This window comes from Nocardia huaxiensis, from assembly GCF_013744875.1.
GTDB lineage: Bacteria > Actinomycetota > Actinomycetes > Mycobacteriales > Mycobacteriaceae > Nocardia > Nocardia huaxiensis.
Genome location: NZ_CP059399.1, coordinates 3,484,599 through 3,500,369 on the forward strand (window position 1 = coordinate 3,484,599; position 15,771 = coordinate 3,500,369).

Annotated in this window: 10 protein-coding genes; 5 read left to right on the forward strand and 5 right to left on the reverse strand. The window is 69.3% G+C overall.

Going from position 1 to position 15,771, the window contains the following annotated elements; translation table 11 throughout:
- The first annotated feature begins 106 nt into the window (after positions 1–106).
- From H0264_RS15520 to H0264_RS15530, 3 genes are all read left to right on the forward strand, one after another.
- Positions 107–1,630 carry an alpha/beta hydrolase gene (locus H0264_RS15520; RefSeq protein WP_276514542.1) on the forward strand — a complete coding sequence of 508 codons (1,524 nt, stop codon included), beginning with the start codon at positions 107–109 and terminating at the stop codon, positions 1,628–1,630.
- A gap of 165 nt (positions 1,631–1,795) precedes the next feature.
- Positions 1,796–3,136, forward strand: coding sequence for a type I glutamate--ammonia ligase (gene glnA / locus H0264_RS15525; RefSeq protein ID WP_181584614.1), 1,341 nt, complete (start codon positions 1,796–1,798; stop codon positions 3,134–3,136).
- A gap of 89 nt (positions 3,137–3,225) precedes the next feature.
- Positions 3,226–6,240 (forward strand): bifunctional [glutamine synthetase] adenylyltransferase/[glutamine synthetase]-adenylyl-L-tyrosine phosphorylase, encoded by a 3,015-nt coding sequence (locus H0264_RS15530; protein WP_181584615.1) that lies wholly within the window; start codon positions 3,226–3,228, stop codon positions 6,238–6,240.
- Positions 6,241–6,246: 6 nt separating this feature from the next.
- Here H0264_RS15530 and H0264_RS15535 read toward each other — a convergent pair whose 3' ends face one another.
- Both H0264_RS15535 and H0264_RS15540 read right to left on the reverse strand, forming a co-directional pair.
- A complete protein-coding gene (locus H0264_RS15535) occupies positions 6,247–6,627 on the reverse strand; it encodes an SgcJ/EcaC family oxidoreductase (protein WP_220139986.1) in 381 nt (126 codons plus the stop codon).
- A gap of 128 nt (positions 6,628–6,755) precedes the next feature.
- Complete coding sequence (locus H0264_RS15540; RefSeq protein WP_181584617.1) at positions 6,756–8,021, reverse strand: WXG100 family type VII secretion target; 1,266 nt, start codon at positions 8,019–8,021, stop codon at positions 6,756–6,758.
- Between the two features lie 220 nt (positions 8,022–8,241).
- On the opposite strand from H0264_RS15540, the gene H0264_RS38615 reads away from it, so the two are divergent.
- Positions 8,242–10,260 (forward strand): protein kinase domain-containing protein, encoded by a 2,019-nt coding sequence (locus tag H0264_RS38615; protein WP_244976198.1) that lies wholly within the window; start codon positions 8,242–8,244, stop codon positions 10,258–10,260.
- Between the two features lie 89 nt (positions 10,261–10,349).
- Positions 10,350–11,792, forward strand: a complete 1,443-nt coding sequence (locus H0264_RS15555) for a neutral zinc metallopeptidase (RefSeq protein WP_181584618.1) — start codon at positions 10,350–10,352, stop codon at positions 11,790–11,792.
- Here H0264_RS15555 and H0264_RS15560 read toward each other — a convergent pair.
- From H0264_RS15560 to H0264_RS15570, 3 genes are read right to left on the reverse strand one after another with little or no spacing between them, the layout of a single operon-like run.
- Positions 11,789–12,628: an alpha/beta hydrolase gene (locus H0264_RS15560; RefSeq protein WP_181584619.1), complete on the reverse strand. Its 840-nt coding sequence runs from the start codon at positions 12,626–12,628 to the stop codon at positions 11,789–11,791. The genes H0264_RS15555 and H0264_RS15560 overlap by 4 nt on opposite strands.
- A gap of 49 nt (positions 12,629–12,677) precedes the next feature.
- Positions 12,678–14,087, reverse strand: coding sequence for a M20/M25/M40 family metallo-hydrolase (locus H0264_RS15565; RefSeq protein WP_181584620.1), 1,410 nt, complete (start codon positions 14,085–14,087; stop codon positions 12,678–12,680).
- A complete protein-coding gene (locus H0264_RS15570; protein ID WP_244976199.1) occupies positions 14,084–15,736 on the reverse strand; it encodes a CocE/NonD family hydrolase in 1,653 nt (550 codons plus the stop codon). Before H0264_RS15570 ends, H0264_RS15565 begins: the two co-directional genes overlap by 4 nt.
- Positions 15,737–15,771: the final 35 nt, after the last annotated feature.

The following is a 15,771-nucleotide window of genomic DNA, read 5'->3' on the forward strand; positions in this document are numbered from 1 at the left end:
GACTTCGCGCCCGTTGCGGGTAACCGTGCCGGGCGCGATCACTATGCGACGAGTGCGGAGCCGAAGGGGTGCGAAGGTGCGGAAACCGAGATGGCACGATCTGGGCATGGGTTTGAAGCGAACGGGTCGGGTCGCGCTCTTGGCGACCGCGGTGGCGATGGCGGTGGCCTCGTGCAGCGGCTCGACGGTGGAGGGGAATCCCGAGGCGACCACCACGCAGGGGGTGGAGAAGTTCTACAACCAGACGGTGAATTGGGGCAGTTGCGCCGATTACGCCGACGGTGAGCTGCCTTCGGGGGCCGAATGCGCCCGGGTCACAGTGCCGGTCGACTACGCGAATCCCGGCGGGGAGACCGCGCAGATCGCACTGTCACGGATCAAGGCCACCGGCAACAAGATCGGCTCGCTGCTGCTGAATCCGGGTGGCCCCGGCCAGTCCGGTCTCACCATGGTGAACATCGCCGACAACACCCAGATCTCCGAGCGCTTCGACCGCGTCGGCTTCGATCCGCGCGGCACCGGCTCCTCGCTGCCGGCCATCGCCTGTCTCACCGACAAGGAGAACGACGCCGAGCGCGCCGAGGCCCCGCACGACAATTCGCCCGCCGGAATCGCGGCCACCGAGGCCGAGAATCGCGAGTACGCCGCCAAGTGCGTGGAGCGCACCGGCAAGAACTTCCTCGCCAATGTCGGCACTCGGGAAGTGGTGCAGGACATGGACATCATTCGTGCGGCGCTCGGCGATCCCAAGCTCACCTACGTCGGCTACTCGTACGGCACCCGGCTCGGCTACACCTACGCCGAGAAGTTCCCGGACAAGGTGCGCGCCCTGGTGCTCGACGGCGCGCTCGACCCGGAACAGGACCCGGTCCAGGAATCGGTGCTGCAGGGCACCGGCTTCCAGACCGCGTTCAACAATTTCGCCGCCGACTGCGTGACGCGGCCGGACTGCCCGCTCGGCACCGACGCGGCCCAGGCCGTCGCCCGGTACAAGGAGATCGTGAACCCGCTGTGGGACAAGGCCGTTCCCACCGGAGACGGCCGCGTGCTCTCCTACGGTGACGCCATCACCGGCACCCGCATGGCGCTGTACTCCGACCGCTGGTGGCCGGTGCTCGCCAAGGCCCTGAACGAATTGAAGGGCGGCAGCGGCGACCGCCTGCTCGCCATGGCCGACGCCTACGACGGCCGCGACGAGGAAGGCCACTACGACAACAGCGCCGACGCCTTCACCGCCATCCGCTGCGCCGACGACCCGCCGCTCACCGACCGCGCCGTCGCCGCCAAGCAGGACGCCGAATACCGCCGCGTCGCCCCCTTCGTCGACGACGGCCACGGCACCGACGCCGCCCCGCTGGACGTGTGCGCGGTCTGGCCGGTCCCGAATACCAGCACTCCGCATCGCATTTCGATCCCGAACCTGCCCAAGACCGTGGTGATCTCCACCACCGACGACCCGGCCACCCCCTACCAGGCCGGCGTCGATCTCGCCGAGCAGCTCGGCGCGTCGCTCATCACCTACAGGGGCGCGCAACACACCGTGTCGCTGTCGGGCGTGCAGTGCGTCGACGACCCGGTGATCGCCTACCTCGTGGATCTGAAGGAGCCGGCCGCCGGCCTCACCTGCTGAGGTCGATCCGGGACTCGCCCGTGCGCGATAACGGTTCGGAGCGAGCTCGTGCGAGCTCGCTCCGAGCTTCTCGGGGGTTCGGGGGTGAGGCCCCCGAGTGGTTTCCCGAGAGTTGGGTTCATCCATGTAACACGGATTTAACTCCGACTCCTTAGGCTCGCGGTCATGGACCGTCAGAAGGAATTCGTCCTCCGCACGCTCGAAGAGCGGGATATCCGTTTCGTGCGGCTCTGGTTCACCGATGTGCTGGGCTATCTCAAGTCGGTGGCGATCGCGCCCGCCGAGCTCGAGGGCGCTTTCGAAGAGGGCATCGGGTTCGACGGTTCGGCCATCGAGGGGTTTGCCCGCGTGTCCGAAGCGGACATGGTGGCCAAGCCGGACCCGTCCACCTTCCAGGTGCTGCCGTGGTCGACGTCCAAGGGTCATCAGCACTCCGCGCGCATGTTCTGCGATATCGCCATGCCCGACGGTTCCCCGTCCTGGGCCGACCCGCGCCACGTGCTGCGCCGCCAGCTGAACAAGGCCGCCGACCTCGGCTTCAGCTGCTATGTGCACCCCGAGATCGAGTTCTTCCTGATCAAGCCGGGCGCCTACGACGGCTCCAGCCCGGTCCCGGTCGACAATGGCGGCTTCTTCGACCAGGCCGTGCACGACGAGGCCCCGAACTTCCGCCGGCACGCCATCGACGCGCTCGAATCCATGGGCATCTCCGTGGAATTCAGCCACCACGAGGGCGCGCCCGGCCAGCAGGAGATCGACCTGCGCTACGCGGACGCGCTGTCCATGGCCGACAACGTCATGACCTTCCGCTACCTCATCAAGGAGGTCGCGATCGACGAGGGCGTGCGGGCCACCTTCATGCCCAAGCCGTTCGCCGATCACCCGGGTTCGGCCATGCACACCCACATGTCGCTGTTCGAGGGTGAGCAGAACGCCTTCGCCGACGCGGACGATCCGATGAATCTGTCGGAGACCGCGCGCGCGTTCATCGCGGGCATTCTCGAGCACGCGCACGAGATCAGCGCGGTCACCAACCAGTGGGTCAACTCCTACAAGCGCCTGATCCACGGCGGCGAGGCTCCGACCGCCGCGTCGTGGGGCCGCTCCAACCGTTCCGCGCTGGTGCGCGTGCCCATGTACACGCCGAACAAGTCGTCGTCGCGCCGGGTCGAGATCCGCAGCCCTGACAGCGCCTGCAACCCGTACCTGGCGTTCGCGGTGCTGCTGGCCGCCGGTCTGCGCGGTATCGAGAAGGGCTACACGCTGCCGCCCGAGGCCGAGGACGATGTGTGGTCGCTGACCGGCGCCGAGCGTCGCGCCATGGGCTTCCGGGAGCTGCCGGCCTCGCTCGACGAGGCGCTCAAGGCCATGGAGAAGTCCGAACTGGTCGCCGAGACCCTCGGCGAGCACGTGTTCGACTTCTTCCTGCGCAACAAGCGCCGCGAGTGGGCGGGCTACCGCGCCCAGGTGACGCCGTACGAGCTGAAGGAATACCTCGGCCTGTAGCGGCGTGCGGTACGGGCGGCAAACCCGATGGTTTGCTGCCCGGGAACCTGGCTGTCACGTTTGTCCGGACCCACATGTAATTTGGGGGCATGGTCCGGCCTCCGACTACTCGTTCCGCGGTTCCCGGTGTGGGACGGCTCGGTTTGCTCGAGCCGTCGGCGGCCGATTCTCTGCGAGAGTTGGCGTGGGACAACGTCGACAGTGTGCCGCTGCTGTGGGCGCTGTCGCGATCCCCTGACGCCGATCTGGCTCTGCTCACGCTCATCCGGCTCCGGGAGCAGCTCGGAAGTGAGTGGGGCGCACTGGATTCCGCCCTGCGTGCGAACACCTCGCTGCGCGGGCGGCTGCTCGCGCTGATCGGGTCGTCCAGCGCCTTCGGTGATCATCTGGTGGCCGACCCACAGGCGTGGCGGCTGCTGGAGCGGCACGATCTGCCGTCGCGGGACGAGCTGCGCACCGCCATGCTCGACGCCGTGCAGGCGCGGCCGGAGAACGGACCCAATGCGACCGCCATGCTGTTCCGGGCGGGCATCTCCGGGCCGGAGGCGATCGCGTTGCTGCGCAAGCGGTATCGGGATCAGCTCATGCTGCTGGCCGCCGCCGATCTGGCCGCCACCGTCGAGAACGAACCGGTACTGCCGTACCAGCAGGTGGGGTGGTTCCTCACCGATCTCGCCGACGCCGCGCTCACCGCCGCGCTGGCGGTCGCGGTCACCCGGGTGTGCCCGGACCGGCCGGTGCCGGTGCGCCTGGCCGTCATCGCCATGGGCAAATGCGGTGCGCGGGAACTGAATTACGTCTCCGACGTGGATGTCGTCTTCGTCGCCGAACCCGCCGACACCACCGCCACCCGGCTCGCCGCCGAAATGATGAGCGTGGGCAGCAGCGCCTTCTTCGAGGTGGACGCGGCGCTGCGGCCGGAGGGCAAGGCCGGTGCGCTGGTGCGCACCCTCGACTCGCACGTCGCCTACTACAAGCGCTGGGCACGCACCTGGGAATTCCAGGCGCTGCTCAAAATGCGGCCCGCCACAGGCGATCTCGACCTCGGCGAGCAATACCGCGCCGCCCTCATGCCCATGGTGTGGGCGGCCAACGAGCGGCCCGACTTCGTCACCGACGTGCAGGCCATGCGCCGCCGCGTCGAAGATCTGGTGCCCGCCGATCTGCGCGAACGCGAACTCAAACTCGGGCACGGCAGCCTGCGCGATGTCGAATTCGCCGTCCAGCTCCTGCAATTGGTGCACGGCAAGGCCGACGAGTCGCTGCACGTGCAGGGCACCGTCGAAGCGCTGACGGCCCTGGCCGCGGGCGGTTACGTCGGCCGCGACGACGCCGCCAATCTCACCGCCTCCTACGAATTCCTGCGCCTGCTCGAACACCGGCTGCAATTGCAGCGACTGCGGCGCACCCACACCCTGCCCGCCGCCGAGGACGAGGAGGGCATGCGCTGGCTGGCCCGCGCCGCGCACATGCGCCCCGACGGGCGGCAGGACGCGGTGGGCGTGCTCACCAGCGAGATCAAACGCAATGCGGTGCGGGTACGACGCTTGCACGCCAAACTCTTCTACCGCCCGCTGCTGGAATCGGTTGCGCGCCTTGACGCCGCCGCGCTGCGCCTGAGCCCCGAAGCCGCCGTCCGGCAGCTGGCGGCGCTCGGTTACGCCGCGCCGGAGAATGCCCTCGGCCATCTGAAGGCGCTCACCGGCGAGGTCGGGCGCAAGGGGCGCATTCAGGCGCTGCTGCTGCCCACGCTGCTCGAATGGCTCGGCGAGACACCGAATCCCGATGCCGGGCTGCTCGCCTACCGTCGCGTGTCGGAGGGGCTGGACAATGAGATCTGGTTCCTGCGCGAGCTCCGCGACGAAGGGGCCATCGCGCAGCGGCTGATGATCGTGCTCGGGTCGTCGGCCTACCTGCCGGATCTGCTCATCAACGCGCCGGAAACCATTCGCATGTACGCCGACGGGCCGGGCGGCCCGCTGCTGCTGACGCCGCAACCGGCCGATGTGGCACGCGGAATCCTGTCCGGCGCAGGACGTTACGACGAACCCAAGCGGGCGGTCGCGACCGCCCGCTCGCTGCGCCGCCACGAACTGGCGCGCGTGGCCTCGGCCGATGTGCTCGGCATGCTGGATGTCCCGCAGGTGTGTGTGGCGCTGTCGTCGGTGTGGATCGCCACCCTCGAAGCCGCGCTGCAGGCCGTGATCCGTGCCAGTGAAGCTGAACTCGGCAAACCCGCGCCCGCCGATTTCGCCGTCATCGGCATGGGACGGCTCGGCGGCATGGAGCTCGGCTACGGCTCCGACGCCGACGTCCTGTTCGTCTGCGATCCGCGGCCCGGTGAGGACGAGACCGTCGCCGTGAAGTGGGCCATCGGCGTCGCCGAACAGGTGCAGCGGCTCCTCGGCGCGCCCAGCACCGACCCGCCGCTGCAGGTCGACGCGGGCCTGCGCCCCGAAGGCCGCAATGGCGCGCTGGTCCGGACACTGGCCGCCTACTCCGCCTACTACCAGCAGTGGGCGCAGCCGTGGGAGGTCCAGGCGCTGCTGCGCGCCCGATTCGCCTGCGGCGACCCGGATCTCGGCACCCGCTTCCTGCACACCATCGACCCCGTGCGCTACCCGGCCGGCGGCATGTCCCCCGAGGGCGTGCGCGAGGTGCGCCGCATCAAGGCCCGCGTCGATTCCGAACGCCTGCCGCGCGGGGCCAACCCCGCCACCCACACCAAACTGGGACGCGGCGGCCTCGCCGATATCGAATGGACCGTGCAACTGCTGCAACTGCAGCACGCGCACGAAATCCCCGCCCTGCACAACACTTCCACGCTGGAATCACTCGCGGTGATCGAGCGGGCGGGCCTGGTCGACGCCACCGACGCGGCACTGCTGCGCGACGCCTGGCTCACCGCCACCAAGGCCCGCAACGCACTCGTTCTCGTCCGCGGCAAGCCGGCCGATCAGCTCCCCGGCCCCGGCCGCCTGCTGTCCGCGGTCGCCCGGGTGGCCGGCTGGCCCAATGACGACGGCAGCGAATTCCTGGACCACTACATGCGCGTCACCCGCCGCGCGAAGACGGTGGTGGAACGCGTCTTCGGCGGCGGATAGGACCGATCAGAAGGCGGCGACAGGCGTGTTCTGCCCGGTGCGGATGCGCCAGTCGTCGCCGCGCAGCTCGGCGGTCAGGATGATCACGCCGTGCATCGGGTCCTGCGCGGCGTCGTCGCTGTCCTTGCCGCGCTGCCGGGCCACGATCTGCACGACGGTCGGCGTGAGCGCCACGGTCGCCTCCTGCTGATACCGGACATCCACCCCGTGCAGCGGCCCGCCCGGCGCGAACACGAACCGCTGCTTGGCCAGCAACTCGTCCCGATCGGTGACCAGGCTGCCGCTGAAGTTGACGAACGTGCAGTCCTCCCAGAACAGCGCGTTCATGGCATCGGCATCATTGGCATTGAACGCGTCCTCGTACCGCACCAACAGGTCGGACGCCACGCTGCTCATCATCGACTCTCTTCCACTCCGGCTTGCTACAACACAGCAACCCTAAAAGCTGAAGCGCACTCGAGGTCAAGCTCGCCGGCAGCACCCGCCGAGTGATCTCCGATACCGGCCCTCGCGTATCAACGGCTCCGGTCGTCTTCGGTTCGGGCGCAGGTGTTGTCGGCTGCCGGGATCTCCGCACCCAGGACGGCCGGGACCGTCGTGGGCGGGGTGCCGAACAGTTCGTCCTCGCGGTCGCGGATCAGCCAATCCGGGGTGTTGCGAGACGAATCGGGGTCCGTACCCGCGCGGCCGCCCGGCGGGTACGCGCCGGGCATCCACCCCACGGCGCCGGGACCGGTGCGCGGTGAAGCTGCGAAAGGCGTTGCGGGGGTTGCGGAGAGGGGTGCGGTGGGATTGCCCCTCGTGTCGTAGGGGACGGTTGTTCCGCCGGGGGAACCGGGCGACGCCGGGAGGCCGGACAGGCCCGGTGCGGTGAGCGCAGGGGAGTGGCCGCCGCCGGACGCTGCGGGATCTGTCGATGGATCGGTGGGACGGTCGGCCGCGGGGGCGACTGCCGGATCGGCGAATTCTGTTGCCGGATTGGAGTATTCCCATCCCGAATAGCCTGCTGACCCGCGCGGATCAGCGCCCGGCGAGACCCGGTCCGGCGTCCCGCCAGGGGCATCAGCCGGTCGAATCGACTGATAATCGTTGCTTCCCGGCGGCACAGCCAGGAAATCGGTTGTGCGGGTGGCATATCCGGATCTGCCGTGCCCGGACCCGCCGGACCCCGTCGCGGACCCGGGCACGGCCGAACCTTCACCGCCGCCGGGCATCTCGATCGGGGCGAAGGCCGGGACGCCGGAACCCGCTGCGGGGTAGAAGGGGACGTAGTTGGCTTCGATGGCGGCGAGGGCCAGCTGGAATTGCTCGTCGGCCTCCGGTGCGGACGGATCGACCGGGGGCGGAACGGTTTTGCGCAGCGCTTCGGCGGCGCAGGCGGCGGATTCGATGCGCAGGCCGGTGATGTGGGCGACCTCGGTGACATCCATGGCCTGGCGGGTGAACTGGTTGGCGGCCGTCTCGGCGGCGTCGGCGATCTGGCCCGCCAAGCCCTCGGCGAGGGCGCTCTGCATGGTCATGTGCAGGCCGTTCACGGCCCCGGCGAGACTGTCGGCGATGGAGACCCAGGTGTCGGAGAGCGAGCGCATCGCCCCGGGATCCATGGCCTGCACACAGGCGTGGATGTGCGCGTGCGAGAGGCTGCCGAAGTCCTCCAGTTGCCGAATGTAATCCGGGTCGACGTCGCTGTGCGAGATGCGGATCTGTTCGCGTTCGGCGCCCAGCTGGATGCGGCGCGCGCTGCGGCGCAGAACCTCCGGCCCATCCGGTCTCGGACCCATCAGCGCCTCCCGTCGTCGCGATCCTCTAGTGCTCGGACGCGGGCGGCAGCCGTGCGGTTCCGTCGCGCCCGGGTCGGGAGTTATTCGCAGACGCGGGGTTCACGGACGTGCTCGGAGACTGTGGACCTGCCGGGCGCCGGTGCGGCGTTCGCAGGTCAGTGGCTTGCCACGGGGTTGCAGTAGGGTGGTCCGCGAGCGTGGAGGTGGGAGAGTGGGGCATATGCTGGCGCAGGGTCAGTTGTTCGCCGGCTATCGAATCGAGCGGTTGCTCGGGGCGGGTGGAATGGGGGAGGTGTATCTCGCGCACGATCGGGATCTGCCTCGGATGATCGCCCTCAAGGTGCTCGGGCGGGGCGTCTCGGACGACGAGAACGTGCGCAGCCGGTTCCTGCGCGAGGCGGATACCGTTGCGCGGCTCGCGCATCCGAATATCGTCGCGGTGTACGCGCGCGGCGAGGAGCACGGGCAGCTGTGGATGGCCATGCAGTACATCGACGGCACCGATCTCGCGCATGTGCTGCAGAGCGGCCCGCTCGCCCCGCAGCGGGCGGTGCACATCATCACCGAGGTCGCCAAGGCGCTCGATCACGCGCACGCCACCTCGGTCCTGCACCGGGATGTGAAGCCCGCGAACATCCTGCTCACACACGGAGCCTCGGAGCAGGTCTTCCTGGCCGACTTCGGCATCGCGAAGGTGCTCGACCAGGTCGGTGAGGCGACCCGCACGGGTCAGCTCTACGCGAGCCTGCGCTACGCCGCGCCCGAACAATTCGACGCGGGCGCACCCGTCGACGCGCGCACGGATGTGTACGCCCTCGGCGGCACCCTGCTGCACCTGCTCACCGGAGCCCCGCCCTACCCGGGCGACACCGCCGGCCAACTGCTGCACGGCCACCTGAATCTGCCTGTGCCGCAACCAACGCTGCTGCGCCCGGCGCTCCCGGCCGGGTTCGACGCGGTCATTGCCGGAGCCCTCGCCAAACATCCGGAGCACCGCTTCGGCAGCTGCGGCGAACTCGCGGCAGCGGCTCGGCAAGCCCTCGCGGGCCTGCCGGTGCACGCGCCCGCGGCGGCGGGCCAGGGTCCGGCGGCCGACCGGACCATGGCGGGCGTCGCCGCGAGCTCGCCCGCCGCGGCGGGCTCCCCGGGCACGGCGGCCACCGTGGCCACCCTCGGCGCGGACGCCCCGACCGAGCAGTTCGGATCCACGAGCCCTCCTGCGCGGCAAGAACATCCGTCCGGCTCGGGCACCGGCCTGCGTCCGCGACCCGGCGGGCCCGCGGACGCCGGTGCGAAGCGCCGCCCCGGTTTCCTCGGCTGGACAGCCCTCGTTCTCGGCTGGCTCCTGCTGCTGACCGGTGCGACAGGCATTGTGCTGCACTACGTTTCCTGGTCGAACTACTGGATCGGCCTGGTGGCGGCGTTCGCGTCGTACTTCATGGTGGGCGCGTTCGTGGCGCTGGTGCTGTTCCTGATCGGGCGGCAGTGGCGCAGTGCGGCCACGGCGCTGGTGGCGTCGGGGGTCGTGCTGTGGTCGCAGCTGCCCATGCTCTGGCCGGACGGCACTGCCCCGCCGGGCGTGGATGTGACCGTGATGCAGTCGAATCTGCTGTTCGGCGGCGCCGATGTGGCCACGGTGGCGCACACGGTGCGCGACGACAAGGTCGACGTGCTGACCCTGGAGGAGCTCACGCAGCAGGCGCTGGACGGCCTGCTGGCGGCGGGCATCACCAGCGAATTGCCGTACTACCACGTGGAACCCGCGGCCGGCGGCCAGGGTTCGGGCATCTTCAGCCGCTACCCGCTGCAGGACGGCGTGAAGATCGACGGCTTCCTCCTGCACAACCTGCGCGCCACCATGATTCACCCGCAGCTGGGCCCCGTCACGGTCTTCCAGTTCCATCCGGTCCCGCCGCTCGGGAACCCCGGCACCTGGCAGCGCGAGTTGCAGCGCGTCCGCGATGTGCTCGACCAGCAGCCCGGAAAGGTCGTCGTGGGCGGCGATTTCAATGCCACCTTCGATCACGCCGACTACCGAAATCTGCTGCGCGGCCGCTACGCCGATGCGGGCGAACTGGTCGGCATCGGCGCGCTGCCCACCTGGCCCGAGGACAAGCCGGGCGGTCCGTACATCGGCATCGACAAGGTTCTCGTCGCCGGCGGCCACGCCACCGAAGTCCGCTCGCTCACCATCCCCGGTTCCGATCATCGGGCCGTTGTTGCGCGACTTCGCCTTTGAGCGATAGCAAAGGTGGATACTCGGTAGACACGGCACGGTGAATTCGCCGTCGCCGATGGCGGTCTCGGACCGGCACTCGGGAGGGCGAGATGCGGAATTCGCGACTGTGGGCCGGCGTCGCCGCCGTGGTCCTGGTCGCCGGGGTGGCGCTCACCGGTTGCGGTGTGGTGAAAGGCCCCGGCTCCCAGACGGTTTCGAATCGAGTGGACGATCCGTTCGAGATCGAGGGCATGGCCTCGGCCACCGGGCCCAACGGCCCCCGCGAAGGCGTCCCCGACGCGGAACTGCCCGTCCAGGGCGGTGACGGCGGCGCCATGGACCAGCTGGTCGTCAACGCCCTCGCCGACCTGCAGGAGTTCTGGACCGGCGAGTATCCCCGCAATTTTCCCGGCAGCTTCACCCCGCCCAGCCTTTTCGTCTCATGGGATGCGACCGCACCCCGCAGCCAGGCCGTGGAGTTCTGCCGGGAAACCACTTTCGAACTGGTGAACGCCGCGTACTGCGGCCTGGACGAATCCATCGGCTGGGATCGCGGCGTGCTGCTGCCCGAACTACAGCAGAAGTTCGGCGCCATCGCGGTGGTGATGGTCATGGCCCACGAGTACGGGCACGCGCTGCAGACCCAGGCCCGGCTCAATGGGGCGCTCACCCCGAACGTCGTGGTGGAACAGCAGGCCGACTGTTTCGAAGGAGTGTTCCTGCGCCATGTGGCGGAAGGGGATTCGCGGCACTTCACCGTCAACACCACCGACGGTTTGAACAGCGTGCTGGGCGCCACCATCGCCGTGCGCGACAAGGTGGCGGGGGAGTCGGCGGACGAGCACGGCACCGCGTTCGAACGCGTGACGGCCGTGCAGATCGGATACGAGGACGGCGCCCAGGCGTGCGCCGAGATCACCCGCGCGGAGCTGGAGGAGCGGCGCGGGACGCTGCCCACCAGCTACCGGCTCGGCCTGGACGACCGGCAGCTGACCGTCAACCGGCAGACCCTCGATCAGGTCGCGGGCACGCTCACCGCCACCTATCCGGTGCGCAAGACCCCCACCTTCGACTATTCGGGCGTCACTCGCGGCTGCCCGGATGTCACCACGACACAACCGGTTTCGTACTGCCCCGCGGACAATACGGTCGGCACCGACGTGCAGTCGCTGGCCCGGCTGGCGCGCGGCGGCGACGAGGACGAACTGCTGTCGTCCATGGTGGCCGGGGACTACAGCGGCTTCGTGCTGTTCGTGTCGCGGTACATGCTCGCGGTGCAGGAGGATCGGCAGCTGTCGCTCACCGGCGCGGAGACCGCCGGATTGCGCGCCGCCTGCCTGGCCGGCGCCTACAGCACCAAGCTCAGCGTCGGCGTCAACGAAATCTCGTTGTCCTCCGACGATCTCGACGAAGCCGTCTCCGGGCTGCTCGCCGATGGGCTGGCCGCCGCCGACGTCAACGGTGAGGTGGTGGCCAGCGGCTTCGTGCGCCTGGAAGCCTTCCGCACCGGCGTCCTGGACGGTGATTCGGCCTGCTACAGCACCTATCGCTAGTTCGGCGGGATGTGCGCCTCCAGCCAGTTCACCAGATCGGTGATCACCTTGTCCTGCTCCGGCTCGTTGAAGATCTCGTGGTAGAGCCCGTCGTAGCGGATGACCGTCTTGTCCTTCGACGCCGCCAGCTGATCGATGATGTCGGTGCCCAGCGGCGAGGCCAGCCCATCGGAGCTGCCGTGCTGCACCAGCAGTGGCACGGTCAGATTGTCCAGGTGCGACAGCACGAAATCCCCGGCGCGCAGCATCTCCAGCCCGGTGCGGGCGGGCACCCCACCGTGCCACACCAGCGGATCGGTGTCGTAGGCGTGCACCACCTGCGGATCACGGCTCACCAGCGTCGAATCCAGTTTCAGCACAGGCAGATTCGGCAAGTATTTGCCGATCAGCGGCGCGACCAGGCGCTGCACGGCATTGCCCGCCTCGATCTTGACCGCCGGCCCCGACAACGCGATGCCGTCGACCTCCAAGGGTGCGCGGGTGGCCAGGTAGGCGGTGGTGAGCCCGCCCATGCTGTGCCCGATGACGAAGCGCGGCAGCCCGGGATGTTTCTCGGCGGCCAGCTTCACCATGGCCGCCACATTGTCGGCCGCGCCGTCCAGGGATTCCACATTCGCGTTCTTGCCGGCCGAGCGCCCGTGGCCGATATGGTCCAGCGCGTACGCGGCGATCCCGGCCTCGTTCAGGCGCTTCGCCACATGCGCGTAGCGGCCGGAGTGCTCGGCGTACCCGTGCACGATCACCGCGACCGCGCGCGGCTCGGCATCCGGCAGCCAGGACTGCCAGTACACGCGGCCACCTGCGCCCTGGAATTCGCCGGTCTCGGTTCGGGTCATCGGTCCTCCGTTCGCGTGGATGCGGTGCTGCGCCATTGTCGCGCACTACTCACGCAAAGCGGGCGAGACGGGCGATGAGGAGCTTGTTGAAGGTGATCAGGCGGGCATAGTTCACACGCGAAATGCGCTCGTCGGTGCCGTGAATGCGCTCCAGATCCTGGCCGGTGAGCACGATCGGCGCGAAATTGCAGCGCGTCACCGCGAGATCGTCGTAATGCCGGGAATCCGTCGCACCCGGCACGATGCCGACGGTCACCACGATCCCCGGCACCACCTCCCGCGCCAGCTCCGCGACCAACTCCACCTCGGGCCCGGCCGCCGGATCCGGCGTCGGCTCCGAGGTCGCGCCCGCCAGCTCGACCACAACCTTCTTGTCCCGCACCACCTTCCGGGTGTGACGCAGCACATCCGCCACCGAATCACCGGGCAGGATACGGAAATTCACGAACGCCTCGGCCCGCTGCGGCAGCACATTGGGTTTCACCCCGCCGTGAATCATGGTGGGGGCGGTAGTGGTTCGCACCAGCGCCTCGGTCTGCGGGCGCAACGCCAGGATGCGCGCGATGGCGGGTCCGGCCACCCCGGTCCAGCCCAGCAGCGTCCGGCGCGGCTCCGACATGACCTCCCGCAGCCGGGTCACCATCTCCAGGGTGACCGGCGTCAACCGCAGCGGGAACGGATGATCCTGCACCCGCGCCACCGCCCGCGCCAGCCGCCCCACCGCGGTCTGCCTGCCCGGCATGGACGAATGCCCGCCCACATCCACCACCGACAGTCGGACCGTGGCAAAACCCTTCTCGCCCACCATGATCGTGGCGACGGGCCGGTCCACGCCGTCGGCCACCCTGGTGGTGATCACACCACCCTCGTCGAGCAGCAGGTCCGCCCGCACCCCGAGCTCGCGCAGCCGCCCGGCCATGCGCGTCGCGCCCGCTTCGCCGAACACCTCCTCGTCGTGACCGAAAGCCAGATAGATGGTGCGCTGCGGCCGAACCCCTTCCGCCAGCGCCGATTCCACCGCCTCGAGAATGGCCAGCACCCGGCTCTTGTCGTCGATGGCCCCACGGCCCCAGATGAAGTCGCCGTCCACCGCGCCCGCGAAAGGCGGATGCGTCCAGCCCTTCTCATCGTCCACGGGTACAACGTCCATGTGCGCCAATAGGATCGCGGCGGCGGACGTGCGCGCGCCCGCAGCAGCCGCCACGGTTCCTGACCCCGTGTCGTGTTCCGCCGCCGTGCCGTTCCACCGATACAGGCGGCTGTGACCGAAGGTCTCCCACTCCAGATGCCGGTGCACCAGCGGGAACGCCTGCTCCAGATGCGCTGCCAGCCGGTCGAATTCGGCGAGATTCGTCTCCGCCGGATCCTCCCGAGAAATGGTCGCGCAGCGCAGGGCGGCGGCCAGGCGTTCGGCGGTGGCGTCGTCCACGCCGGTGGATGCGGGTGCGATTCGGGTCATCGGTCACCTGTCCGGGTAGGGAAGTCGACGGTCACCCTCGCATTGTTCAGCAGATCGGGGGAGAGGGTGAGGCTCTTCTCGGCGCGCCACTTGCTGATGCCGTCGCTCAGACCGCCCTGCACGTCCGCGACGCGCGCGCCGGTGAGCAGCGGCAGGCGGATCTGCGCCGCGTTCACCTTCACCTGGGCCAGGGCCGGAGCGTGCGCCCACAGGTCGTCCACCACATCGGTGATGCGGATGCCGATGCGGTGCCCGGCCTGGATCGGCCAGTCCTGCGCCAGCAGCCGCACCTGCGTGGTCGCCGAAACCGGCGCGATGCCGCGCGTGATGACCGTGCCCACCCCGCCGGGCGCGATGTCGTAGACCTCCACCGCGACCGTCGCCTGCGCCGGACCGTCGAGGGTCAGTGTGGCGCTCGGCGCGCCCGCCAGATGCTGATCCTGTTCCAGCGGCTGGCTGATCGACCAGATCTCCCGATCCGCGCCCGGAATCAGGCCGCGATCGGTGTAGACGCCGGTGTTCAGGTTCATCGCCACCGCCCGGCTGTCGGCCGGCGGCCACGCCTGCTCGCCGCGCCACTGCCCGTCGAACTGGCCGACCGTGATGCGCGGTCCCGGCACGGTCACATCCTTGCCCGCCACATGCCGGTCGAAGAAGGCAAGCAGTTCGACATCGAATTGCGGTGTGCCGCACTTGGTCGTGCAGGTGCGATGCCCCCACTGCCCGAACCAGGCCCGATGCTCGCCCGCGCCCAGTCCGTTCCACAGGTCGAACACCCGGTCCGGCCGCGTGTTGTTGTCGATGAACCCCTGGCCGAGGAACAGCGGAATCGTATTGCCGCGCAACCGGTCGGCCAGGTTGCGGTCCTGCCAGTACGCCGCCGTGCCGTCATGATCGGTGGTGTCGGCCAGATACCGCTGATAGCAGGCGAGGTCGATATTCAGCGCGTTCATCCGGTATTCGCCGGAATCCTCCCAGTGCCCCGGCGTCGACGCGATCAGCAGATGCTCCAGCCCCGCCGAATCACCCGGCCGCACACCGGATTCCGTCACCGGCTTGCCGGAGAACTTCCACGAGACGCCCTGCATGTACAGGTACGCGTAGGGATCGGCCACCGGCTCGAACGAGGCCACCGCCGCCAGCCCGGCCGGTTGCTCCAGCAGGCCCATCAGCCCGGTCCAGCCCTCGTACGAGACGCCCACCAGACCGACCTTGCCGGTCGACCACGACTGTCCCGCAGCCCATTCCACGGCCGCCTTCACATCCGCGCGTTCCCCCGGACCGCCGAAATCCGGGCAGCCGTTGGAGCCGCCGAAGCCGCGCAGATCCACGATCACATAGGTGTATCCGGCGGCCAGGAACAGATCGATCTGCAGATTCTCGGTGGACGGCCCGCCCTTCGGCGTCGGCTGGCTCAGGTACGCCAGATGCGCGCGGTACGGGCTCACCGTCATGATGACCGGCGTCTTCACATCGTCGGCGAGCCCGGCCGGCCGCAGCACATCCGCGTGCAGCCGCAGCCCGTCCGCGGTGGTGATGTACTCCTGCCGCCACTGGAACGACGCCTCGGCCGCCGCCTGCCCCGGCACGACCACCGCACCCACCACCAGCAGCACCCCGATCAGGGCACGCCACAACACCATCCGCATGAACACCATATTGACCTTGGTGTGCCCCGGGGCCG